Genomic DNA, 23,285 nt, shown 5'->3' on the forward strand with positions numbered 1-23,285 from the left:
TTTTCAGAGCCCGGAAACCGGACCGGTCTCCGAGCGTTCGGCAGGGGTGGCCGCAGTGCCCACGTGAGGGTCCATCGGGCTGTCGGCTCTGACCGAATCGACCCGCCGTACGCCAGGGGCAATCGGTCGACCGGGCCTGTGCGGTGCAGGGATAAGCTGCGACAGGAAAGTCTGGGTCTCCGGATCATCCGAGAACAGAAGCGTGCCTCGAAGCCCTCTGGTGAGTAGAACCTTGTACGTGTTTCGGATCAGCCGGTCCGCGTTCCTGGCGATGATCCTGCCCTCACGATTCACGATCGCCGGGTCGCACGACTTTGCCGGATCGGAGACGAATCGGCCATCGCGCACCACGAGGTCCTTGCCGATGATCACGCCCGACCAGTCGTACTCGAACCCCTGGGCGGTGTAGATGCAGCCTATCTGCCCGAACCCGCGCGGATCCGTGGCCCAGTAGGCGCTGGTCGGAATACCTTTGGGCGGATAGTCGTCGTACGCGTTCCACGGCCTTGCCCAGGACTCGATGCGGACGTCGGTCACGAGCCGGCCGTTCTGCGCCCGATGGGTCCACGGCCAGCAGAACCCGGCCGAGATCCTCGCCGTCTCCCCCCGATCTTGGCATCCCCGCAGGATCGTCTCCATCTCCTCGGGAGAATCCACCAGGGCGAGCCGGAACCGTTCGTCGCCCTTCCAGCGGTACGGAGCCGCGCGGGCCAATCCCAACAGGTGCAGCACCCACCTTTCGTAGCGTGGGCTACCGCCGCAGCGGAACTGCGCGCCCAACTCGATCCGGTCGACCTCCAGATCCAACTGACCTGCCGCCTCCGTGATCGTGTCTACGCTGCCCACCTCGTCGGGGCGTACGACCTGGTTGTCATCGAGCAGGAAGACCGGCACCTTGGCGGCCTCGATCAGCTCCTGCACCTGGGGCTTGCTGCCCTGCCGCGACCCCTTGGTCGACCGTGCACGAATCCGGTGCGCCTCGTCGCAGATGAGCACGTCGAGCTTGTCAGGAGTGGCATCCATGAAGTCCATGAAGTAGCTGAACAACGGTCTGGTGCGCTGCGCAGGATCCTTCGGTTGACGCCGCGCGTACTGCTGGAGGGTCCGGGTGAATGCCCGCGAACCCGTGGCGTGGGCAATCTGCCGTTCCTTGCGGGCCAGTTCGGCAAGCAGGTTGAGCCCGATCGCGCTCTTGCCGCTGCCCGGTCCTCCCGAAATGATCACGACTCGCTTGCCACGCCCATCCTCGGCCCAACGCACCCCTCGCAGCACCAGCTCGTATGCCGCGCGCTGCTCGTCCAGCAGGGGGAAAACCGCCCGGTTGGTCACCTCATCCGCCGCGAGGGACAGCAGTTGCCTGCTCTGCCGAATTGGGCTGCTCAGCAGCCGATACGCAGCCTGTGGATGCCGCACTCGATGGAACTTACGCTCGAGATAGGCAGAGAACTGCTCAGCCTTGTCCGGGGTCCACACCATGCTCTGGTAGCTGCGCTCACGCACCAGGTCCGGGATTTGGTCGCGCTTGGCGTTGTGCAGGTAGGCCATGCCGTGCACGGCGTTAGGCCACTCCCTTACCTTCTCGACATAGTCAAGGAGGTACGCGCAGTACGCCTGCACCTGCAGGGCGGGATGCAGTTGCGGTTGTTCAAGGTGTTTGACGCGCAGAACGCTCCCGTCGTCGTCGTACCGCGAAGCCTCGCTCCACTGCTTCAGTTCCACCACGAGGTACGTCGCCCGCATCGTCAAGGGTTCGGCTCCGGCGAGGATGACGTCGATCCGCCGGCTACTGCGAGGAAGTTGGTACTCCACGAGCGCGTCGAGATTGCCGTATCCCAGCGCACACAAATGCCGGGCAAAGACTGGCAGGCTGTTACGCCAGGAGCGCCGCTCGGGCTCGTTCACCTTGTATCCGGAGGCGGTGAGATAGGCCGCCAACTCGTCGTCCAGTCGTTTGTCGTCATGCAGCGCGACGATCTGAGCTGGTGTGGTCTGGAACGCCAGCACTCACAGGCCCCCGAGGCACGAAGATCTCGTGCGGTGGGGGCGTGTCCTGCTCGGGAAGCCCGTCGATCCGCTGAACTGGCAGTCACAGTATCGACGTGGCGAGACTTCCCGCTACCCGGCTTCGGCGTCGAACCTGATCTCCGGGGCCCGCCGGACTCGCACCAGCCCACGCAGGTACTCCCGCGTTTCCGGGTCGGTCGCGTACAGCACCGTGCCGCGCATGCCCCGGGTCAGCAACACCTTGTAGGTGTTGCGGATCAGACGGTCCACTTCCCCGTCACCAACGGATTTGCGGCTACGGATCGCCGAGTCCTTCGACTCCTCGCGGCGGGTCACCAAACGACCGTCCCTTGCCACCAGATCGGGGCCGATGATGACCCCCGACCAGTCGTACTCGAAGCCCTGGGCGGTGTAGACGCAGCCAACCTGGCCGAAGCCGTTCGGATCGGTGGCCCAGAATGCGCTCCCCGGCGCCTCTCCGACACTGCGTTCGCTCCGGACGTTCCACGGTCGCGCCCAGTCACCGATCGTCACGTCCGGCACCAACGTGCCGTCAGGTCTCGGATCACTCCAGGGCCAGCAGTAACCGGCCGACATCCTGGCCGTGCCACCCAGTGCCTGCCGCTCGGCGAGGTACGTCTCCATCTCCTCCGGCGATTCAGCGACCCGTACGTCGAACCGGCCGTCGCCGGCCCAGACGGACGGCTCGCCGCCGTCGAGGCCGAGCAGATCAAGAACCCACTCCTCGTACGCCTCGCTGCCGCCGCAGCGGAACTGGTCGTGCAGGGAGACCATTTCGACCTCCACACCGAGCTTCTCCGCGAAGGCGGAGATGACCTCAACGCTGCCCAGCTCACCCGGCTTCACCACCTGATGCTCGTCGAGCAGGAAGACCGGCACCCGGGCGAGTGAGATGAGTTCTTCCAACTGCGGGCGGGCGACATCCCGGCGGGCCTTCGGTGTGTAGCGGTTGACCGACGTCTCCCGTACCCGGTGCGCCTCGTCGCAGATCAGCACCTCGATGTCGTTCGGGTCTGCGTCCATGAAGCTGTTGAAGTACTTGAAGAGGCTCTGCAGCCGGGTCGATCCCCGGCCGGCATAGCGTCGCAGTGTCTGGGTGAAGGACCGCGAGCCGGTGGCGTGCAGCACCGGTCGACCCCGTCGGGCCAGCTCCCCGAGGAGCGCGAGGGCGATGACGCTCTTGCCGCTACCCGGCCCGCCTGCCACCACCACGGCACGCTTGTGGTTCGCCGTCCGGGCCCGCTCGATCGTGTGCATCACCAGCTCGTACGCCACATGCTGCTCATCGAGCAGAGTGAAGTGCGAGCGCTCCTTCAGCTCGGCGGCGGCATATGCCAGCAGATGCCGGCTGGGGCGCACGGTGCTGGTCAGGAATCGGTCCGCCGGGCCGGCTCCCGAGGCGGGTGCGAATCGGCTGCGCAGGTAATCGAGCCACTGTCCGCGACGCTGCCCGGTGAAGATCCGGCTCTGCTCGCTGGACGCTCGGTCGAGCAGGTCGGCAACGTCACGATCCACCGCATTGTGCAGGTAGGCGGCACCCCTCAACAGCTTCTGATCGCGGCCGAGTACGCCCAGGAAGTCGTTGAGGTAGCGACAGTAGTCCTCCACCTGAATACCCGGATGCAGGCGTGGACCATGGACCTGCTCAACAGCGACGAGAGTTTCGGAATCCTCGAAGGCCGTGGCATAGGACCACTGTTTGAGTTCGATGACGAGGTAGGAGTCGTCTCCGGTACGTGCATCCACACCGGCGAGCACCGCGTCGACGCGTCGGCTGGTCAACGGCAGTTGATACTCGACCAGTACCTCGACCTCGGCCAAGCCCGCGTCGGCGAGATCCTGAGCGAGCACCGGGAGACTACGTGCCCAGGACCGCTTCTCGGCGGGACTGACTCCGTGACCTCCGTGGCGGGCCCGCTCGGTCAGCACCTCGACGAGGGTGCCTTCGGTGGCGAGACGCAACAGACCAGCAGCAGACGTACGGTATGCCGACATCGACAGGTGCCCCCGGGCAGCACGAAATGATCGTGCGGATGGGGGGCATATCCGTGCACCGGAAGCCCGTCGGACCGCCTTACTGCCACGACTTTAACGGGAAGATCAACCAACTGCTACGACCGTGGCGCCTTCGCCGCGGAGCCTCTGGCGATTTCCACCGGGTAGCGCCGGGCAGAGTCCGCCAGTTTGTCAATCGCCGCTTCCACCAGGTCGATATCGAGGACGTCGGCGAGCCGGACGAGATAGATCATGACATCGCCGATCTCGGCGCGCACCCGTGCGCCAGCCTGCGGGTCCGCCATCACCTGGGCAGCCTGCTCCGGCGTCAGCCACTGCAGCTCTGCCAGCAGTTCGCCGACCTCGCCGGAGAGCGCCATCGCCAGATTCTTCGGTGTGTGGAACTGCTGCCAGTCGCGTTCCTCGGCGAAATGCCTAAGTTGATCGGTGAGCCGGGCGACACCTGCCGCGGATCCTGCATCCGATTGGCTGCCCATAGCTGAGATCCTCACTTGGCAGGGTTCGATCTTCTCGTCATTGTCGCCCACACCGAGCGAGGCCAAAACCGAGGGCAGGGCGGGGGTCGCCGGCTCAGGAGGGCGCCCACGGGCCGCTGATGAACTGGCCGTTCTCGTTGAACGGGCTGACGTTGGGCAGGCAGCCGCCCAGGTCGATCGTCTGGGTCATCATGACCGGGCCGGGCTTGCCGGGTCCGCCGCACTTCATGTGCGCGAAGCCGAGAAAGTGGCCGAACTCGTGGTTGATCACGCCCGCGTGGTACTCGTCGATGGTGACCGGGTATCCCGGCGAGCCCTGGAGCCAACGCCGCAGATTGATCATGATCGTCTTGCCGTACTTGCAGGAGTAGACCCCCTCGGTGTCGACGCCGCTCGCACCGCACAGCCGGTCCACCGTCCTTGGTGTGGCGAGGCGGACATCGACGTCGACGCGGGAGGTGCTGACCCGCTGGAAGGACCACGACGCCCGGCTCAGATTCACCGCGTCGTTGGTGACCGGGTGCTGTGCGGAGCTGGCCCACCCGTTCGGCGCCGCCAGCACCTGCTCGATGCTCTCGGCGAACTGGGTCGGCTTCCAGGCGGGGATGTCACCCCAGGCGATCCCCTTCTCCACCGAGACGCTGTAGCGCACCCGTTTCTTGCCCTTGCCGATCACGCGACCGGTGCCGGAGGCGGTGGTGAAGGTGCCGGCAGCCCTGATGGGAATCTCCGCGTCGGTCGGGATCCGCGGAGTCGGGCTGGAGCTCGGCGTATCGCTGGGGCGCGGCTCACTCCAATCTGCGCGCCCGGTTTCGGCACCCCCGGACGCCGGCGCTGACGCCAGACCACAGGCCGCGGTCGCCATCACCACCGCCAACGAGATCGGCACGAGCAGCCGTCCGTTGATCCGCACGTGGCAACCTCCAGAAATCGATCACGGTCAGGTGGGCAACCGGAAGGCTACGTCACTGGAGGTAAGGAAAAGGTCAGGATGATCGGCATCGATACCCGGCCACACCTCGGCAGAGCGGACACCATCTCCCGTTCCGCAACTACTTTCCGTGTCGTCACCTGACACCGGGACGGTTCGCCGACACCGATCGGAATGGCGGCCACGACGAGTGCCTCTGCCGTGCCGCTGAATCCCCACCCCTGCCGATGTCTTCGAGGCGGCCGGGGGGTGAGAGGTGGTCGGGCGTCCTTTGCTCTGCACCCGCGGGTGCGACGGCTACTGTCTGCGACCGGTGCTTATCGGGGTGCAGAGCAAAGGAAGGCGGTCTGTGCACCGCCACCGGGGCAAGACGACGGCCGGCGATCAAAGTCTTGCCTGGCCGGCCGGCGCGCTGACGCGACGGCGTTGACTTCCTGATCAGACGCGATCCTGGGGCATCAGTGGATGTCGTTGACGCAGCGCAGCGCAGCACCGGGCCGGTGGTCAAGGGGTCCAACGCTCCGGATGGCCGGCGCTCGATCAGCAATGAAGCCCTATCGCAGACCGCTCAGGTCGCGGGTTCGAGCGAGGAGGCGTACCCCGTCGTCGTCGTGCCGGTGCACGGCGCAGCCGGCGCGGGTGAAGCGCACGGTGAGTGCCTGCCCGGCATGCCGGGCGGCAAGCCGCAGCAGATCCGGTTCGGGGTCGGCGACGATGCCGCGCGCCCTCGACCAGGGCAAGGGAATGGGTGTCGCCGGGTCGATCGGGGCGGCCCCGGCGACGGCGTCGCTCAGACATTCCCGGCACCAGGCGAGGGCGGCAGCCAGACTGGGCCGGTAGGGCAGGTCGTCGGGGAGGACGGCTGCGTCGCGCGGCTTCACCTCGACCGACCAGCGCAGGCCGTCGGCCAGCAACGGGTCACCGGTGTGGTGCCGCAGGTCGCAGACGGCCACCACGAGGGCCAGGTCGAGGCCGACGGCGAGCCGCAGCAACTCGGGCAGCGGCGGCGCATCGGGAGGTGCCGCCACCACGATCAGGCGACCCGCTGCGCTGCCCCGTCCGACGCTGCGCACGTGCTCCCTCACCGGGTCGGCGCCGGCCCAGGGCAGGGTGACGTACCCGTCGCGCAGGTTCCGGTCGAGGTCGTGCCCGCCGTCGGCGTCGCGGAGGTCCTCGGGTCGCGCGCCGAGGACAGCAGCCCAGGAGCCGAGCCGGTAGGGGTCGGGGAGCCGGACGACGGGCCGACCGTTGGGCTGAGTGGCGACAAGTGGGGCAACCTCGGGCGTGCCGGCCTGCCAGGTCAGGTGCACCACCCGGTGCCGCAGGTCGGTGACGGTGACCAGCACGGCCCAGTGCAGGCGGTGGGTGTCGCCGCAGGTGAAGCAGCGCAGCGCCGACGGGCGCAGGCCGGCACCACTGCAGTGCGGGCAGTCGGTGTCGGCGGGGCGACCGCCGAGCCGGCAGTCGCAGGCACGCAGCCGGTTGTGCGGTCGGCAGTCCGGGCAGGGCCGCCATTCGACGGGTCCGCCCAGCCAGGACGGACCGGGCGGTTCGTAGCCGCGGCTCAACGGCACCCGAACCCGACGGACCACCTGACCGGTGGGCTGCTCCGCGAGGATCTCCACCGGCGCGCCGGGGCGCAGGGTGGTGTGCCACCAACGGCCGTCCCGCCAGAGGGCCTGCGCGCCGGGCAGCTCGTCTCCGCGGGCCGGGTCGACGCAGTCGGCGAGGACGCGGCGTTCAAGCTGGTCGACGTCCACGGTCGGGGCGGCGGGTGGGCGCGGCGAGTCGGGGCGCAGCAGGCGGGCGGGGACGGCCAGACCGCGCTCGGCGAGGCCGGTGAGCGCGTCGCCGACGTCGGTGTGGGTCAGCGCTTCCGGCAGGTCTTGCGACCGGCCCGGCGACCTGGACGGCACCGGGGAGCCGGGCACCTCGTACCGGACGGCCCAACCGAACCCGACGCCCTGCCGGCGGGCCTCGACGACCAGGTCGAGCAGCAACAGGTCCGCCAGCGCGCAGAGCCGAGCCAGCCGTGCGGCCGGATCGACGGTGGGCGTGGCGGCGGATCGGCCGAGCACCAGTCGCCAGGGGGCGTAATCAGCCCGCAGGATGGCGTGGGCCTCCAGTTCGTGCCGGCGTGCTGCGGGTAGGTCGGGTCGCCACTGCCGGTCCAGCCACAGTGAAGGCGCGTCGGTGTCGGTCACGACGGCGTCGACGTTGGCGGCGAGTTCGCGTACCCGGGGAGCAAGATCGACCACCCAGTGGCCCGCCGGGTCGCGGTGGGGGTCGAGGCCGCCGGGCACGACCTGGTGGGACGCGACCGCGCCGGTGTCCAGGTTGGCGACGGTGACCACGAGCTGCGCCCGCCGTCGGCCGCGGCGGTCGCAGCGATAACAGGGGTACGCGACGGTGCCCGCGCCCCGACACTGCTCGCAACCCCGGTACGCCTCGGGGCGTGGCACGGGCAGGTCGGCGTCGGCGAGGAACCGGTCGCCGTAGGTGGTGCACCGGCACGGGTCCAGTGTGAAGGTCATCCCGTCGCAGTCGGGGCAGGTGACGACGGGCGCGCCAGTCACCGGGACCGCCGGGTCGTGCAGTCACCGTCGTGCTCCACGCGGCGCACACACCGCCGACCGCCGTCGAGCGGCAGGTCGCAGAAGACCCGATGATGTACGCCCTGAGCGTCCTCGGCGGACACCGTGGTCTCACCCGAGTCCACCTCGGACAGGAGACTCAGGGAGCGGGCCAGGGTGCTGGCGAACTGCTGGGCAGCCGGCAGATCGGCGGCGGTGAACGGCAGGTGCGCCACCCAACGAGGGCTCATTGGACGGCCGTCGGCTCAGCTCGAAGAAACGCGCACATACCTTCTCCTCACTGACGGATTAGTTGAACTATCGGGCGACAGACGGGAATTGCGCGGTCATCGCCTTTGTCGGACCCATCTTGTAAGGTCAGAGGCACTATCGCAATGAATGTCGACTCACCCTGTTCCGTTATTTGTAGGCAACATTCCCCTGTTGCAGAACGGCCGTCGGGATGTTGCAAAATTCAACAGGAAGGAGAGCCGCGTGACCGACGACATGGGCTCGACGGTGCCCCGACGGCAGCTCGGCAGAGCGCTACGTGACCTGCGCACGGAGTCGGGGGCGACCCTGGACGCGGTCGCCGAGGCGCTGGAGTGCAGCCGACAGAAGGTGTGGCGGATCGAGAGCGGGCTGGGCTCGGTGCGCGGCGTCGACGTCCGGGCGATGTGCGAGCTGTACGGGGCGACCGGCGAGCTGACCCGGGCACTGACCTCGCTGGCCGGCGAAACCCGGGCCAAGGGCTGGTGGCATGCGTACGGCGACGCCGTCCCCGAATGGTTCGAGCTGTACGTCGGCCTCGAATCCGCCGCGTCGAGACTTCGGTTCTTCAAGAACACTCTCGTGCCGGGCATTCTGCAGAGCCGCGACTACGCCCGAGGCATCTACCGCATCGACCAGCCCGGCATGAGCGAGGACGACCGGGAGCGTGCCGTCGAGCTTCGCCTGCAACGGCAGTCCCTGCTGACCCGCCGCCTGCCCCGAGCACCGCAGGTGCAGGTGGTGCTCTGCGAATCGGTCCTCCTTCGGCCGGTGGGCGACTCGGCAACCATGGCGGGGCAACTGCACCACCTGCTGGCGATGACCCGGCTGCAAAACGTGTCGATTCGCGTGCTGCCCCTCATCGCTGGACCGCACCACGGGACCGTCGCTGGAGAGTTCGTGCTCCTTGACTTTCCGCCTGGAAACCGGACCACGCCCGAGCCACCGGTGGTCTACAGCGAGGCGATCACCGGCGCTCTCTATCTGGACCGCCCCAACGAGTTCGCGGCCTATGAAAAGGTCTGGTCGAGCCTGCTGTCACTCGCCCTTGATGAGGGACAATCGTTCCAACTGATCAACAAGATCATCGGGGAGGTCCACCGTGGTTGACCTAACGGGCGCATCTTGGCGCAAGAGCACCCGCAGCGCGGGTAACGGCGGCGAGTGTGTCGAGGTTGCCGACAACCTGCCCGGCATCGTCGCCGTACGCGACAGCAAGGACCCGCAGGGCCCGGCCCTCACTTTTACCCCAACCGCCTGGGCCAGCTTCGTACAAGCGAGCCGCACCTCACGCTGAGGCTTCGGTGGGTGTCTCGGGCCCGGCCTGGGCACCCACCCAACGCGAGGGCTGCGCCCGACGGCCGGGGTCGGCTAACGTGCGGCAGTGACCATCGGCGATGTCAAGGTGACGATCCGGACTGGCGATCAAGCGCTCGACAACGCTCGGATGAGCATCGAGAAGGCCAGCGCCAGGCTCGCCGATGCGTCGGCACTGGCAATCGCCACCCTGCATGACAGTGAACGCGGCGAGGCGCAGGAGTCCCGCAAAGCTCTCCGCGAGGCTGCGAACGAGGTGGAGTTGGCGCTTCGCCTAATCAGGGCGGCTAAGGATCACGCTGCCGCATACCTCGCCATCATCGGATGAGCGGAAGCCTCGGCGATGTCGTCGCCCAGCTACGAAGCGCCATCGACACCCTGCAAAGCGCCGCCGTTGTCGCGCATCGCGCTCAGTCCGACGCGGAAGAAGCCAACGCGCACTACGCCCAGGCAGCGCGGGGCACCAGGCACCCCGAACTCACCGGCGCCGTGACCGAGAGCAAGACCGCTGGCGAGAAGGCCGGCAAGCTCGCCCGCCTGATCAGTGAGGCGGCCGATCGCATCGGTGACTACTCCAACGTGATCGCTCCCGGCTCTGCCCCGGCTACACAGCCTTCTGACTCGGCCACACCGTCCGGTGAGGATTTGCTCGCCGAGACCGTCGAGCGCGAATCCGCTCGGAAGAACGTCGCCTCCTTCCTGAGTACGATGACCAGGAAGGTCGAGGACGTCCAGGACAACACCCAGAAGTCGGTGGCGGCGGCCAGGGAAGCTTTCACGATTATCCGAGGCCCGCAGGGCCCGTCAGGGGCTCACCAGCCCGGCACCACGACCCCGACGGTCAGCCCTCCGGTCGGGCAACGTCTCCTCAACGAAGCACCTGATGCGGCGGGGCACCTCGTCGTGGTTGGGCTGGTGGCGAGCATCGCCGTCCACCGCTCTGTTCAGTCGATCCGCAAGGGAATAGCGAGGTTACGAGATCGTGAGCGTACGGACCGAGTTCGGCGACCTGATCCGCGCGATGGCACGGCGTGACTGGGGAACGGTGGACCAACTCCTGGACGGGTTGGAGACCTCCGGCTGGCACGGCGGAAACCAGGTGATCGGTGCCGCGTTCGCCATCGCGGTCAACGACCGCTTGGCCGCCGGGCACTCCCCCACCGACGTCGCCCGCTTCGTCGCCGAGACGCGCACCCAGTTTCCAGGCGCGGAGTCACTGCCCGCCCTGGAGATGGAAGGCCTGGTCCGCGCGGCCCTCGGTGAGGTTGGACTGATCGACAATCTCAGCCCTGAGATTGCCCTCCAGATGCAGATCGTGTTCCTCGGCAAGCTGTTACAGGATCGCGATCTCACCGAGACGCAGCTTGAAGAGTTCATCGCCGACGTAGAGCGTACGGCCGCTGACTACCTGTAGCCGGCAGGGCTGCGTACCGCCATCATCTCCGATAGTGTCCGCTCGACCACGCAAACGTGAACTCGTTGGCGCGATCGACAGACGGAGGGCGGCATGGCCAGCATCGAGGAAGTCAAGGCCGCGCTGATGCAGGCCGCCGAGCAGGGCAACGCCACGATCAGCCAGATCCGGGCCGCCGCCGACAACACCGAACAGATGCTGACCCGGCTACGCGCCATCTCCGCGGGCACCGGGCACCCGACGATCGCCGAGGCCATCGCCCGCGGTGAGCAGAGCAAGCAGCGCCTGGCCGAAGCCATGGCCCTCGTGCAGGGCAGCTCGGAGGCGGCACGCCGCTACATCAGCGTCCTCGGCTGAGCCCCGACCACCACAACAAGCGTTGGTGAGGTCAAGACGTCCCTTCGCAACGCCGTCGAGGCGGCCCGGCAGGAACGGCGGGTGTTTGACCAGGCCGCCTCTGACGCGGAGGCAACGACCCAGACGGCGAACGCTCTCCTGCGCAGCAGCCAACACGCGGACGTGACAGCGGCCCGTCAGGCCCTCGCCGCCGCCAGAGCAGAGGTCGAACGGACCCGCCGCCGCTTCGACAGCACCACCGAACACACAGCCGACTACCGACCCGGCTCGGATGACCGGCAGCATCGCCGAGTTGGTCGCACGGCTCCTCGCCGTACGCGGAAAGCTCGACACGGCCGCTGTCACGGCTGCGCGCCCGGACGGACGCCGGGGAGTCCCTGACAATTTTGGGCGATGTCGGAACCCGGCCCTTTGATCACCTGATCCGCCTGCAAACTCGCTCGCAGTCAGCTAGCGGACACAACCGCAGACAGAGACCAAACTGCCGACGCCGACGTCTCCGACCGGCGAGCGGATTCGGCCGGGTGGATCGCCCGGCATCCCTTTGGGTAACTCTTTCCGTGCGCACGCTCTAACGGTCGCGCCGCTTTCCGACCCAGTTCGCGAGTAACTTCTCGTACCACCGCCTGCACGAGGAGTGACTTGCATGTCTGAGGAGACCTGGCTTGCTGCCCGACTGATCCCCACATCCGGCATCAATGGATCGGACGAACAAGAACGTCGGGCTACCTCCGCCCTACTGGCGGTAATGAGCGCGGTGCGGGAGTTCGGGCGGGCCCTGACCCAGTCCCTCGGCGCACCGGCCGGATCGGTGCAGACTTTCATCGAGGTTCCGTTCAAGCTCGGCAACCAGCAGCTCTTTCCAGACGGCCTGATCCGCGTCACGCGAGGGCAGCGGCAGTGGACCGCTCTGGTAGAGGTGAAGACTGGCAGCAACGCGTTGAAGACCGAGCAGTTGGAGGCGTACCTGGACATCGCCCGGGAGCAGGGCTTCGACGCCCTCATCACGATCTCCAACGAGATCGCCCCCGTCCCGGGTCAGCATCCGACCGCGATCGATCGCCGGAAGCTGCGCAAGGTGGCCCTGTACCACCTGCCCTGGACGGAGATCCTGACCCAGGCGGTGATTCAGAAGGAGTACCGCGGCATCGCCGATCCGGACCAGGCATGGATCCTGGGCGAGCTGATCAGGTATCTCGAGCATCCTCGCTCAGGTGCACTGGAGTTCAGCGACATGGGGCCGGCGTGGGTGCAGGTGCGCGAGGGAGTGTCAGCAGGAACGCTACGTGCAGCTGACAGCGGCGCGGCGGAGGTGGCCGGCCGCTTCGACGCCCTGATCCGCTACGCATGTCTGCGTCTCGGCAGGCAGCTGGGTACCGATGTCACCCCCGCGCTGAGCCGCCGCGATCTCACCGATCCAGCCGCACGTACCCAGTCGCTGGTCACCCAACTCTCCACCACGGGGACTCTGACCGGCAGCATCAGGATTCCCGGCGCAGTCGCCCCTCTCCACGTCACCGCCGATCTGCGGGCCGGGCAAATCGTCTGCCACATCGATGTCGAGGCCCCTCGCACCGGCAGACCGACCACCAGGGTCAACTGGCTGATTCGCCAGCTGAAAGACGCGCCGGACACCGTCCGGATCGAAGCGTTCGCCATGCACGCACGAGGCGGTGGAGCAACCGATCTGCTACGCCAGGTCCGAGCCGAGCCCACCACGCTGATCAGCGATCCCGCACGTGAACTGCGAGCATTCCGGGTCGCGCAGAGCACGGCGGCCGGAACCAAGCGCGGCAGCGGACGGGGCGCGTTCATCGATTCCGTATTGCACGCGATCGATGACTTCTACGAGCAAATCATCCAGAACCTGAAACCGTGGATGCCCACGCCGCCGCGCCTGCGTACGCCCGAAGACGTCGCGCCCGTGCAGCCGGTCGCGGCCAGCCTCGTCTCCACTGCCATCTCGTCCCAGGACAGCCCGGAGTTCGATACGTCGACGGGGAGGGACAGCAGCTCCGCAGTTGGCAGCCAGTTGGAGGAGTGATCCGAACCCAGTGCGCCCTGCACGTGATGCCTCACAGTCATCAAGATGACTGTGAGGCATCACGCTCACCGCAGTCTCCGCCCGGTGCCCGCCTGGCCGGTGACGAGGTTGATGGCCACGCCGATCGGGATCGATGCGGCCAGGCCCGCGACCGGTCGGCCGGCACCGGTCAGCCGGCACTGCTCAGTCGGCGGGTACGACCGTCGGGTGGCCCACCGCGGGGAGCGCGACCGCACGGGCGTACCGGATGGCGGTGGGGGTGTCCGGGAAGACCAGTTCCTCGCGGCGCAGGTCGTCGGCCACGCCGAGGGTGGTGAGCACCTGGTCGTGGGCGGGGGTGATGCCGGAGAGCAGAACGGTGATCCCGCGTCCGCGTAGCCGTCGGATCGCGTCGCCGAGGACGTGCGCGCCGGTGGCGTCCATGGTGGTCACGCGGGACATCCGCAGGATGACCACGCGAACGTCGGCGACCTCGGAGAGTTCGAGCAGGAAGGTGTGCGCCGCGGCGAAGAAGAGCGGCCCGTCCAGCCGGTACGCGACGATGTGTTCGGTGAGCAGCGCGTACTCCTCGGCGCTGTGTTCACCGGGGTCGAGGGGCACCTGTTCCAGTCGGGCGCTGCGGGCCACCGCGCGCAGGGCGAGCACCACGGCCACGCCGACGCCGACCGCCACGGCGGTGACGAGGTCCCAGATCACCGTGACGGCGAAGGTGAGTACCAGCACGACCGCGTCGCCCCGGGTGGAGCGGGCCAGCGCCCACAACGCACCGGCCTCCACCATGCGGACCGTGGTGGCCAGCAGTACGCCGGCCAGGGCGGCGAGCGGGATCCGGCCGACCAACGGGGCTGCGGCCAGCACGATGGCGGCGAGGGCGACGGCGTGGGTGAGGGCCGCCAGCTTCGAGGCCGCTCCGGCGCGGACGTTCACCGCGGTGCGGGCGATGGCGGCGGTCGCCGGAATGCCACCGAAGAGCGGGACGGCGAGGTTGGCGAGCCCCTGACCGAAGAGTTCCCGATCCGGGTCGTGCCGCTCGCCGACGGTCATGCCGTCGGCGACGGTGGCGGACAGCAGACTCTCCAGGGCTGCGAGCGCGGCGACCGCGAGCGCGCTGGGCAGCAGCACTCCGAGCGCGCCGAGGTCGAGGAAGCTGAGCGACGGAACGGGTAGGCCCTGCGGCAACGCGCCGATCCGGACCAGCTCGACCGGGACCAGCTCGGCGAGGACAGTGGCGGCACCCACGCCGAGCAGCGAGAACGGCAGGCCGGGCCGCCACCGGGCGCCCAACAGCATCAGCGCCGCGACGGCGACGGCCACCGCCAGCGCGGCCGGTTTCGGGTGTACGACGAAGCGGGCGACCGCGTCGGCGGCGACGGCCCAGACCTTCTCCCCGTGCGCGTCGGTGACGCCGAGCGCGGCGGGTACCTGTTGCAGGGCGATGACCACGGCGATGCCGGCGGTGAAACCCTCCAGCACCGGGGTGGGCAGGTAGCGGACGTACCGGCCCAGGCGGGCCACGGCGAGCGCGATCAGCACCAGGCCAGCCATCGCCCCGACCATGAGCACGCCGGTGGCTCCGAACTGCTGCACCACCGGCACCAGCACCACGGTCATCGCCCCGGTCGGCCCGGAGACCTGAAGGTTGGAGCCGCCGAATACGGCGGCGACCGCGCCGGCGATCACCGCGGTGATCAGCCCGGCCTGGGCGCCCAACCCGGAGGTGACGCCGAACGCCAGGGCCAGTGGGAGCGCCACCACCGCCACGGTGAGCCCGGCCAGCAGGTCGCGGCGCGGTGAGCGGTGGACGGCCACCCAGTCGGCCCGGCCGGGCAGCAGCCCGAGGATCCGCTCACGGGCCGCCCGTATGGCGGCGCTCACCGGTCGCCGCTCGTGGCGCGCAACTCGTCGAGGAGGGCGCCCCGGTCGGTCAGGACAGCGCCGAGGATCCGTCGACCGGCGGCCAGCAGGTCGGCCACATCGGGGGTGCTGAGCGCGTACATGACGAGAGGGCCGTCGCGGTGTGAGGTGACCATTCCGGCGCGGCGCAGCACGGCGAGCTGCTGGGAAAGGTTCGACGCTTCGACGTCGATCGTGGCGAGCAGGTCGCGGACCGGCTTCGGACCGTCCTGGAGCAGCTCCAGCACCCGGATGCGCACCGGATGCCCGAGGGTGCGGAAAAGCTCGGCCTTGGCCTGGTACAGCGGCACCGACATGAACACCCTTCCGGTCGACACGAAGACTTTAGCACTTGAAGAAGTCTTCAACCGGGTCGCCCGGGTGGAGCGCCGTGTGCGTGATCATGGGAGTTCAGCCCAGGTCGTTGACGCAGCGCAGCACCGGGCGGGCGACGAGGGCCGCAGCATCCAGCGGCCCGGTCGCGCTCACCGTGAAGGTCGTCGACTCGCCTGGCAGCAGGGTGAGCAGGGCCTTGTCGACGGACGCGGACGCGTCCAGTCGGTCCGGGAAGAGGATCAGGTCGCGCAGCACCGTGCGGGCGGTGACCCGGACCCGCTGCCCGCCGTCGACCGGCTCGACAGTCGCGTCCCAGGCCGCCGCCGGCCAGTCGACGTCCCGGTCCTCGGCGAAGAACCACAGCGCCCGATCGGCGCCCGCCTCGGCCACGAGCAGCTCGCGCCGGGCCTCGTCCGGCCGGGCCAGGTCCGCCGGCAGAGCCAGCGTCACCACGGAGTACGCGGGCACCTCCAGCTCCATCGTCGTCTTCGCGCGGGGCTCACCGGCGAGGGTCAGTCGGGTGACCGTGGCAGGCGCGGTCCACACCTCGCCGGTCTCGTTGACCGCGACGAGGGCCAGGCCGCCGTCGCGGGGCTGCACGGTGAGGAGCCGATCGGCGTACGCGTGGCGCAGCGCGTACCACAGGGGTTTGCGACGGCCGTCGCCGTCGACGGCGGACCAGGAGGTGACCGGCCAGCAGTCGTTGAGCTGCCAGACGATGGTGCCCGCGCAGATGCCCCGGTGGGAGCGGAAGTGCTCCACCCCGAGTTGGATGGCTCGGGCCTGGTTGAGCTGCGTCAGGTAGTGCCAGTCGTCGAAGTCGGCCGGTGCGGGCAGGTGGGCGTCCAGGCCCCGCTGCAACTTCACGTCACCGTTGGCGGCCTTCTGGTGGTGCGCCATGCCGGGTGAGTCGTGCGCGAGGGGTTCGTCGCTGAGCGCCCGGCGCAGGGTCGCGTACGCGGGTGGGGCCTGGTAGCCGAACTCGGCGACGAAGCGCGGCACGTACTCGCGGTATTTGGTGTAGTCGTCGGTGTTCCACACGTCCCAGATGTGGGTGGTGCCGTGCGCTGGGTCGTTGGGGTGGATCGCCTCGGTGCCCGACCAGGGGCTGCCCGGCCAGTACGGGCGGGTCGGGTCAAGCTCGGCGACGATCCGGGGCAGCACGTCGAGGTAGTAGCCGCGCCCCCAGGTCCGCCCGGCCAGCGCCGACTGCCAGTCCCAGTCGTGCCAGCCCCAGATGTTCTCGTTGTTGCCGGTCCAGAGCACCAGCGACGGGTGCGGCGTCAGGCGGGTCACCTGCTCGACGGCCTCGGCGGCCACCTCGCTGGCGAACGGCTCCTCCTCCGGGTACGCGGCGCAGGCGAAGAGGAAGTCCTGCTGGACGAGCAGGCCACGCTCGTCGGCGAGGTCGTAGAAGTCCGCCGACTCGTACCGGCCGCCGCCCCAGACGCGCAGCAGGTTGACGTTGGCCTCGGCGGCCTGGTCGAACCGCTCGGCCAGCCGCTCCCGGGTGATCCGGGTGGGGAACGTGTCGTCCGGGATCCAGTTGACCCCGCGGACGAAGACCGGGACGTCGTTGACCGACAGGGCGAACGGGGTGCCGTGCTCGTCGGGCGTGGTGTCCAGCCGCACCGAGCGGAAGCCGATCCGGTGCGACCAGGTGTCAAGTGTTTCGCCGGACGGGGCGTGCAGGGTCACCTCGATCGGGTGGCGCGCCTGTGCGCCGTACCCCCGGGGCCACCAGAGCGCGGGCTCGCGGACGGTGAGGGTCAGCACGGCCGTGCGTTGCCCGGCCGGAATGTTCACGTCGGCGCGGGTGCCGGCGACGGTGGCCCGGACGGTCAGCGGGACGTCCGCGACCCGCTCGACCTCGACGTGCAGTTCGACGCGGCCGTCCCGGCCGTCCAGTGTGACAAGTGGACGGACGGTGGCCAGTCGCGCGGTGGACCAGGCGTGCAGGCTGATGTCCTGCCAGATGCCGGCGGTGACCAGGGTCGGCCCCCAGTCCCAGCCGAAGTTGCAGGCCATCTTGCGGATGAACTGGAACGGCTCCGGGTAGGCGTTGGGCCGGTCGCCGAGCCGCTCCCGCTGTGCCTCGGCGTAGCGGTACGCGGAGTCGAACGTGACGACCAGGTCGTTGTCGTCGTCGCCCAGCAGCGACCCGACGTCGAACCGGTAGCCACGGTGCATGTTCTCGGTGCGGCCGAGGGCGACACCGTTGACCGTGAGCGTGGCGACGGTGTCCAGGCCGGCGCAGACCAGGTCGACCCGGTCGTGGTCGCCGGCCGGGCGCCGGAAGCTCGTCCGGTAGTGCCAGTCGGTGCGCCCGATCCAGGCCAGGTCCAGCTCGTTGTCGTCCCGGTAGGGGTCGTCGATCAGCCCGGCGTCGAGCAGGTCGGTGTGCACGCAACCGGGCACGGTCGCCGGCACGGCCCGCCCGGCGATGTCGGCGGGTACCTGCGTTCCGGGTGCCGCCCGCAGGGTCCAACCGTCGTAGAGTGCCTCTCGGCTCACGGCTTCACCGCACCTTCTGCATCGAAAGACGTGGACTGAACCGGATAAGCTGAGCCACCGTATGGTGCACGATCCGGACTGTCAACGGCCCGAGCCCGAAGGAGCCCGCCGGTGAAGCGGCCGACCATCGCCGATGTCGCCCGGCAAGCCGGGGTGTCCAAGGGTGCCGTCTCGTACGCGCTGAACGGGCAGCCCGGGGTCTCCGACGCCACCCGGCAGCGCATCCTGGCCATCGCCACGGAGATCGGGTTCAGCCCGAGCAGCGCCGCCCGCGCCCTCTCCGCCGCCACCGCCGGTGCGATCGGCCTGGCGCTGTGCCGACCGGCCCGGATCCTCGGTGTCGAGCCGTTCTTCATGGCGCTGATCAGTGGCGTCGAGGCCGAACTCTCCGCCCGCTCGTACGCGCTGACCCTCCAGGTGGTGGCCGACCAGGACGCCGAGATCGCGGTCTACCGACGCTGGTGGGGCGAGCGACGGGTGGACGGGGTGCTCGTCTGCGACCTGCGCACCGACGACCGCCGCATCCCCGCACTCGAACAGCTCCAACTGCCCGCGGTGGTGATCGGCGGCCCCGGTGGCACCGGCGAGTTGGCCAGCCTCTGGTCCGACGACGCGGCGGCGTTGACCGAGACGGTGGAATACCTGGTCGCGCTCGGGCACCGGCGCATCGCCCGGGTCGCCGGCCTGCCCGACCTGCGGCACACCGAGATCCGCACCGACGCGTTCACGGCGGTCTGCCAGCGGCTCGGCCTGGTCGACGCGGTGACCGTCTGGTCCGACTACAGCGGTGAGGAGGGCGGGCGGGCCACCCGCCGGCTGCTCAGCTCGGCCCAGCGGCCCACCGCGGTCATCTACGACAACGACGTGATGGCCATCGCCGGGCTCTCCGTCGCGCAGGAGATGGGGCTCAGCGTTCCCGCCGATCTGTCCATCGTGGCCTGGGACGACTCGCCGTTGTGCCGGCTGGTGCACCCACCGCTGACCGCGCTGGGCCGGGACATTCCGGCGTACGGCGCGCACGCCGCCCGGCAACTGCTCGCCGTCGTCGCCGGCCAGCCGGCCAGCCGGGTGCAGGACGAGACAGCCCGCCTCACACCGCGCGGGAGCACCGCAGGACCACGCGCGAGATGAACCGGTTCAGCGGGACGCGGAGGGAAACTCCTCGAAGTACGCCTCCACCCGCTCGGCCGTCGCCGGCCGGGCCAACGCGAAGCCCTGCCCGTACCGGCAACCGCCCCGGCGCGCACCCTCGACCTGGGTCGACGACTCCAGCTCCTCGGCGACGATCTCCACGCCCAGCCGCTCGCCGACGGTGACCACCACGTCGATCAGCGGCGGCTGCCCATCGGGCCGCGCGCCCACCAACTCCGGGCCCACCTTGAGCAGGTCGATCGGCAGGCGGCGAAGCTGCGCCAGCGAGGCGTGCTCGGCCCGGAAGTCGTCCAACGCGGTGCGGACGCCCAGCGACCGCAACCCGGCCAGCCGGGCCACCACGGTCGGCAGGTCGCCGGCCACCCGCGGCTCGCTCACCTCCACCACCAGCCGCTCCGGCGGCACCCCGTACGCGGCCAACACGGCGGCGGTCCGCTGCACGAAGTCGGGCGTCGTCAACTCCCGGGTCGTGACGTTGACCGCCATCCACAGCTCCCGGACGCCCACCGACCAGTCGGACAACTGCCGGCAGGCCCGATCCAACACCCACCACTCCAACTCACCGACCAGGTCCAGATCCTCGGCGACCGGCAGCAACTCGGCCGGAAGCACGGTGCCGAGCACCGGGCTCCGCCAGCGCAGCAGCGCCTCCGCACCCACCGGCTGCCCGTCGGCCAGGTCGACCACCGGCTGGTAGACGAGATCCAACTCGCCACGGGCCACCGCACCGGGCAGCTCGCGTTCCAGATCGAGCCGGCGCACCAGCTGCTCCTCCAGGAACGCGTCATACCACTCGACCCGGTCCCGGCCCAGCTGCACAGCCCGTCGGCGGGCCAACTCGGCCTGGCGGAGCACGTCCGCCGGGCGGTCACCGCTCACCTCGGCCAGCCCGATGCTGGTCTGCACCCGCACCACCGAACCGGCCACCTCGAAGGGTGGGGCGAGCGCGGCCAGCAGCCGGGTGCCCAGCGCGTACGCCAGCATCGGGCCGGCGGGGGTGACCACGGCGAAGCCGGCAGCCGTACAGCCGGTGACCAGGTCGTCGGGAGCGATGACGGCGCGGACCCGGTGCACCGCCTCGGCCAGCACGTCCTCCCGAGCGGTCGGACCGGCCCCGTCGGTGCCGTGCAGGTCCACCAACAGCAGGGCGCCGGACGGCGCCGGCACGTCACCGATCGCGGCGAGGGCGTCCAGCAGGGCCGCCCGGTCGCCCGGTGGACCGCCTCCCGCCGGAAGCGGTCGCCGGGTCAGCGCCGACCAGCCGGCGCCGTCCTCCGGCGACCAGGCCGAGCCGGGAGCGCTCGCGGTGGCCCGGCCGCCGCCCACGGCATCGGCGCGGTCGGGCCGGTGCTGCGCGGTCGGGAGGTCACCCAGCCACTGTGGCTGGGCCGCGTGGCGGTGCCGCACCGGGCTGCCGGCGGGCCGGCGATGTGCGGCGCGTCGTGGCGAGGTGGGTGCGTCGCCCGCACGCAGCAGCTCGCGCAGCACCAGCGGTGGCACCGCCGCCAGGGCCAGCAACACGCTCGTCCGGTCCGGCGCGTGGCCGGAGCCCAGGTGCAGGCCCGTCGCCAGCAGCAGCACCGCGGCGGGGAGCACCGACCGGGGCCAGGCCGAGGCGATCGGCTCCGGCGGCTCGCTGTCGCCGGTGTCCGCCGCGTCGGCCGCACCGACCGCGACGAGCAGCATTCCGAACACCAGCGGGGGTACGGCAAGCAGGGCCACCCGCCCGGTCGGCGCGGACGGCAGCGTGGCCAGCAGCACCAACCCGCCCAGGGTGAGCAGGACTCCACCCCGGCAGACCGCCGTCGCGGCGCGTCGGCGCGGCCCGGCGAACGCGTTGAGCGCGGCCATGCCCAGCGCACCGAGCGCCAACGCGGCCACCAGCCGGGCCGGAATCGGCAGGCCGTCGTGGGGCAACAGGAGCCAGCCGGCGAGGGCCAACCCGACGGCCGGGCCGGTCGACTCGACAAGCCACCGCAGCCGGAGCCCGCTGGTCGGCCGCGTCCGGCCGGGGAGCTGGCCCAGCCCGGCCACGGCCAGGGCCGCCACGACCAGTGCCCCGACCAGCACGGCACCTGTGTGCCCGCCACCGGCCAGGGGCAGCGCGACGGCGGTGAGACCGGCCGTCACCACCGCCGCGTCGAGCAGCGCGCCTGCCGCACGTGGTGACGGGTCGACGTGGCGCCGGGTGGCCAGCCGGGAGAGCCGCACCCCGGCGAGGGTGGCACCGGCGCCGGCCGCCAACGCGATCACCACCGGAGTCGGGACCAGGTCGAGAGCACCGGCGGCGAGAAGCAGCGCCACCGCCGTGGACGTGGCGGTTTCCGGTGCCGATCGGCGGAGGACGAGGACGCGGAACGGGTACGCGAGGAGCACGGCGGTCGCCTTCGTGAGGGGGCACGGGGCGGTACGACGGTGCGGGAGCAACGGCTGGTCCGCTGCCCAACAAATGAGAACGATCGGTGGCCGAATTGGTTACGTGTCGGTCACCCAGAGGTGACAACGACCTGTGTCACTCTACGACGTACCGCACCCTTGACACCGCCCGCCGCCAGTCGGATCGGCCGGGAATGGGATCATCGGAGGGTGAGTAAGCCCGACACGGTCCGCTTCCGGTACAACCAAGCCATCCTGGTCGCCGCGGTCATCGCCTTCATCGGTGCGCTGCCGCTGGCCGACGCCCGGGCCTACCTGCTGCCGGTGCTGCTGGTGCCACTCGCCGTCGGGGTGTGGGCCTGGCGGGCCGGCACCGATGCCGACGCACGTGAGCTGCGCGTACGGGCGTTGGTCGGGCAACGCCGCATCGGCTGGGACCGCGTCCTCGAGTTGACCACCGACCACCGCGGCCGAGCGGTCGCCCGGCTCGACGACGGCCAGCAGATCGCCCTGCCGGCCGTCCGCAGCGTGGACCTGCCCCGGCTGGTCTCGGCCACCGGCCAGACGCTGCCGCACGCCGGCTGAGGCGCCCCGGGGCTGGGTGTCAGTAGCCGTCGACGACCGCGTTGATCAGCGGCTGCCCGGCGGCGAACCGGCGTACCTGATCACCGACCAGCGCGTACGCCCGCGGCAGCAGGCCCCGCACCGACCCGGCCACGTGCGGGGTGAGTAGCACGTTCGGCATCGCCCAGAGCGGCGAGTCAGCGGGCAGCGGCTCCGGGTCGGTGACGTCCAGCGCGGCCGAGATCCGACCGGTGCCCAGCTCGGCGACGAGTGCCTCGGTGTGTGCCACCGGCCCACGGGCGGCGTTGACCAGCAGCGCCCCGTCCGGCATCGCGGCCAGGAAGTCCTTGTCGACCAGGCCACGCGTCTGGTCGGTGAGCGGCACCAGCACCACCACCACGTCCGCCTCGGGCAGCAGCCGGGGCAGCTCCTCGACGGCGTGCACCCCCTGCTCCGGGCGGGCCGTCCTGGCGACCAGGGTGAAGCTCACCCCGAAGGGGGCGAGCCGGTCGCGCACCGCGGTGCCGATCGAACCGGCCCCGATGATGAGCACCCGCTTGCCGGACAGCTCGTCGGTCGGGGTGTTCCCCGCGTACGCCCAGCGCCGCTCGGTCTGGGCACGGACGAACGCCGGGAACGCCCGCAACTGGGCGAGGATCGCGGTGACCACCCACTCGGCGGTGGACGGGTCGTGCACGCCCCGCGCGTCGCAGAGGGTGACGCCCGGCGGTGTACGGCCGGCCCAGGCATCCGCCCCGGCGGAGAGCAACTGCACCACGGCCAGGTCGGGCAGCTCACGCAGCAGCGCCGTCGCGTCGCCGCCGGTCAGGAACGGTGGCACCCAGACGCGGACGTCGGCCACCGACGAGGGCAGTCGGTCGACGTGCTCCAGGACCTCCACCGTCACGTCCGGGGGCAGCTCGCCCATCAGGTTGAGGCCGGCCTGGTTCGGGATCCATACCTTCACGTCAGCCGACGATAGTCCCCGTCGCCGCGGCGGGGGTGGGCGCGGGCGCGAACCGGCGTC

20 protein-coding genes are annotated in these 23,285 nt (G+C 70.1%); 9 read left to right on the forward strand and 11 right to left on the reverse strand.

The window, feature by feature from the left end:
- Positions 1 to 3 precede the first annotated feature (3 nt).
- The 6 genes from AB0B14_RS10005 to AB0B14_RS10030 all read right to left on the reverse strand — a co-directional run bounded on the left by AB0B14_RS10005 (position 4) and on the right by AB0B14_RS10030 (position 8,272).
- Positions 4 to 2,004, reverse strand: coding sequence for a DUF2075 domain-containing protein (locus AB0B14_RS10005; RefSeq protein WP_357071509.1), 2,001 nt, complete (start codon positions 2,002 to 2,004; stop codon positions 4 to 6).
- A gap of 111 nt (positions 2,005 to 2,115) precedes the next feature.
- Entirely contained in the window at positions 2,116 to 4,020 is a 1,905-nt protein-coding gene (locus tag AB0B14_RS10010) for a DUF2075 domain-containing protein (RefSeq protein WP_357071506.1), read from the reverse strand.
- A gap of 116 nt (positions 4,021 to 4,136) precedes the next feature.
- Positions 4,137 to 4,517, reverse strand: coding sequence for a nucleotide pyrophosphohydrolase (locus AB0B14_RS10015; RefSeq protein ID WP_357071503.1), 381 nt, complete (start codon positions 4,515 to 4,517; stop codon positions 4,137 to 4,139).
- A 94-nt stretch (positions 4,518 to 4,611) separates the two neighbouring features.
- A complete protein-coding gene (locus AB0B14_RS10020; RefSeq protein ID WP_357522215.1) occupies positions 4,612 to 5,430 on the reverse strand; it encodes a DUF3152 domain-containing protein in 819 nt (272 codons plus the stop codon).
- A gap of 572 nt (positions 5,431 to 6,002) precedes the next feature.
- Positions 6,003 to 7,982, reverse strand: coding sequence for a hypothetical protein (locus tag AB0B14_RS10025; protein WP_357522216.1), 1,980 nt, complete (start codon positions 7,980 to 7,982; stop codon positions 6,003 to 6,005).
- A gap of 38 nt (positions 7,983 to 8,020) precedes the next feature.
- Positions 8,021 to 8,272, reverse strand: a complete 252-nt coding sequence (locus tag AB0B14_RS10030; protein ID WP_357522217.1) for a hypothetical protein — start codon at positions 8,270 to 8,272, stop codon at positions 8,021 to 8,023.
- Positions 8,273 to 8,465: 193 nt separating this feature from the next.
- Here AB0B14_RS10030 and AB0B14_RS10035 point away from each other — a divergent pair, with 193 nt between their 5' ends.
- The 7 genes from AB0B14_RS10035 (at position 8,466) to AB0B14_RS10065 (ending at position 13,423) form a co-directional block, all read left to right on the forward strand.
- Positions 8,466 to 9,401 carry a helix-turn-helix transcriptional regulator gene (locus AB0B14_RS10035; protein WP_357071493.1) on the forward strand — a complete coding sequence of 312 codons (936 nt, stop codon included), beginning with the start codon at positions 8,466 to 8,468 and terminating at the stop codon, positions 9,399 to 9,401.
- Positions 9,394 to 9,588, forward strand: a complete 195-nt coding sequence (locus tag AB0B14_RS10040) for a DUF397 domain-containing protein (protein ID WP_357071490.1) — start codon at positions 9,394 to 9,396, stop codon at positions 9,586 to 9,588. The genes AB0B14_RS10035 and AB0B14_RS10040 overlap by 8 nt, the downstream gene beginning before the upstream one ends.
- Positions 9,589 to 9,675: 87 nt before the next feature.
- Positions 9,676 to 9,936: a hypothetical protein gene (locus tag AB0B14_RS10045; protein WP_357071487.1), complete on the forward strand. Its 261-nt coding sequence runs from the start codon at positions 9,676 to 9,678 to the stop codon at positions 9,934 to 9,936.
- The gene (locus AB0B14_RS10050) at positions 9,933 to 10,643 is read left to right on the forward strand and encodes a hypothetical protein (protein ID WP_357071484.1); all 711 of its coding nucleotides are present in this window, start codon (positions 9,933 to 9,935) and stop codon (positions 10,641 to 10,643) included. Before AB0B14_RS10045 ends, AB0B14_RS10050 begins: the two co-directional genes overlap by 4 nt.
- On the forward strand, positions 10,591 to 11,022 hold the full coding sequence (locus AB0B14_RS10055) for a hypothetical protein (RefSeq protein ID WP_357071481.1): 432 nt from the start codon (positions 10,591 to 10,593) through the stop codon (positions 11,020 to 11,022). Before AB0B14_RS10050 ends, AB0B14_RS10055 begins: the two co-directional genes overlap by 53 nt.
- Before the next feature lie 93 nt (positions 11,023 to 11,115).
- A complete protein-coding gene (locus AB0B14_RS10060; protein ID WP_357071478.1) occupies positions 11,116 to 11,379 on the forward strand; it encodes a hypothetical protein in 264 nt (87 codons plus the stop codon).
- Between the two features lie 646 nt (positions 11,380 to 12,025).
- Positions 12,026 to 13,423, forward strand: coding sequence for a stress response protein (locus AB0B14_RS10065; RefSeq protein WP_357071472.1), 1,398 nt, complete (start codon positions 12,026 to 12,028; stop codon positions 13,421 to 13,423).
- 183 nt (positions 13,424 to 13,606) lie between these two features.
- Here the strand turns inward: AB0B14_RS10065 and AB0B14_RS10070 are convergent, their stop codons facing one another.
- The 3 genes from AB0B14_RS10070 to AB0B14_RS10080 form a co-directional block, all read right to left on the reverse strand.
- A complete protein-coding gene (locus tag AB0B14_RS10070; RefSeq protein ID WP_357522218.1) occupies positions 13,607 to 15,298 on the reverse strand; it encodes a SulP family inorganic anion transporter in 1,692 nt (563 codons plus the stop codon).
- Positions 15,295 to 15,633 carry a metalloregulator ArsR/SmtB family transcription factor gene (locus tag AB0B14_RS10075; protein WP_357071469.1) on the reverse strand — a complete coding sequence of 113 codons (339 nt, stop codon included), beginning with the start codon at positions 15,631 to 15,633 and terminating at the stop codon, positions 15,295 to 15,297. The genes AB0B14_RS10070 and AB0B14_RS10075 overlap by 4 nt, the downstream gene beginning before the upstream one ends.
- Before the next feature lie 94 nt (positions 15,634 to 15,727).
- Positions 15,728 to 18,166, reverse strand: coding sequence for a glycoside hydrolase family 2 protein (locus tag AB0B14_RS10080; protein ID WP_357522219.1), 2,439 nt, complete (start codon positions 18,164 to 18,166; stop codon positions 15,728 to 15,730).
- A 111-nt stretch (positions 18,167 to 18,277) separates the two neighbouring features.
- Here AB0B14_RS10080 and AB0B14_RS10085 point away from each other — a divergent pair, with 111 nt between their 5' ends.
- A complete protein-coding gene (locus AB0B14_RS10085; protein WP_357071463.1) occupies positions 18,278 to 19,297 on the forward strand; it encodes a LacI family DNA-binding transcriptional regulator in 1,020 nt (339 codons plus the stop codon).
- A gap of 6 nt (positions 19,298 to 19,303) precedes the next feature.
- Here AB0B14_RS10085 and AB0B14_RS10090 read toward each other — a convergent pair whose 3' ends face one another.
- The gene (locus tag AB0B14_RS10090; protein ID WP_357071459.1) at positions 19,304 to 21,694 is read right to left on the reverse strand and encodes a GGDEF domain-containing phosphodiesterase; all 2,391 of its coding nucleotides are present in this window, start codon (positions 21,692 to 21,694) and stop codon (positions 19,304 to 19,306) included.
- Positions 21,695 to 21,904: 210 nt separating this feature from the next.
- Here AB0B14_RS10090 and AB0B14_RS10095 point away from each other — a divergent pair, with 210 nt between their 5' ends.
- On the forward strand, positions 21,905 to 22,279 hold the full coding sequence (locus tag AB0B14_RS10095; RefSeq protein ID WP_357071456.1) for a PH domain-containing protein: 375 nt from the start codon (positions 21,905 to 21,907) through the stop codon (positions 22,277 to 22,279).
- A 19-nt stretch (positions 22,280 to 22,298) separates the two neighbouring features.
- On the opposite strand, the gene AB0B14_RS10100 is transcribed toward AB0B14_RS10095, so the two are convergent.
- A complete protein-coding gene (locus AB0B14_RS10100; RefSeq protein ID WP_357071453.1) occupies positions 22,299 to 23,225 on the reverse strand; it encodes a 2-hydroxyacid dehydrogenase in 927 nt (308 codons plus the stop codon).
- Positions 23,226 to 23,285: the final 60 nt, after the last annotated feature.

Origin of the sequence: Micromonospora sp. NPDC049171, assembly GCF_040648275.1 — a bacterium.
In the GTDB taxonomy this organism is placed as follows: domain Bacteria; phylum Actinomycetota; class Actinomycetes; order Mycobacteriales; family Micromonosporaceae; genus Micromonospora.

Excerpts from the sequence above, each read along its gene's own strand:
- AB0B14_RS10010 (WP_357071506.1), bottom strand. The coding sequence starts at position 4,020 with ATGTCGGCATACCGTACGTCTGCTGCTGGTCTGTTGCGTCTCGCCACC.
- AB0B14_RS10050 (WP_357071484.1), top strand. The coding sequence starts at position 9,933 with ATGAGCGGAAGCCTCGGCGATGTCGTCGCCCAGCTACGAAGCGCCATC.
- AB0B14_RS10025 (WP_357522216.1), bottom strand. The coding sequence starts at position 7,982 with ATGACCTTCACACTGGACCCGTGCCGGTGCACCACCTACGGCGACCGG.
- AB0B14_RS10015 (WP_357071503.1), bottom strand. The coding sequence starts at position 4,517 with ATGGGCAGCCAATCGGATGCAGGATCCGCGGCAGGTGTCGCCCGGCTC.
- AB0B14_RS10075 (WP_357071469.1), bottom strand. The coding sequence starts at position 15,633 with ATGTCGGTGCCGCTGTACCAGGCCAAGGCCGAGCTTTTCCGCACCCTC.
- AB0B14_RS10030 (WP_357522217.1), bottom strand. The coding sequence starts at position 8,272 with ATGAGCCCTCGTTGGGTGGCGCACCTGCCGTTCACCGCCGCCGATCTG.
- AB0B14_RS10065 (WP_357071472.1), top strand. The coding sequence starts at position 12,026 with ATGTCTGAGGAGACCTGGCTTGCTGCCCGACTGATCCCCACATCCGGC.
- AB0B14_RS10060 (WP_357071478.1), top strand. The coding sequence starts at position 11,116 with ATGGCCAGCATCGAGGAAGTCAAGGCCGCGCTGATGCAGGCCGCCGAG.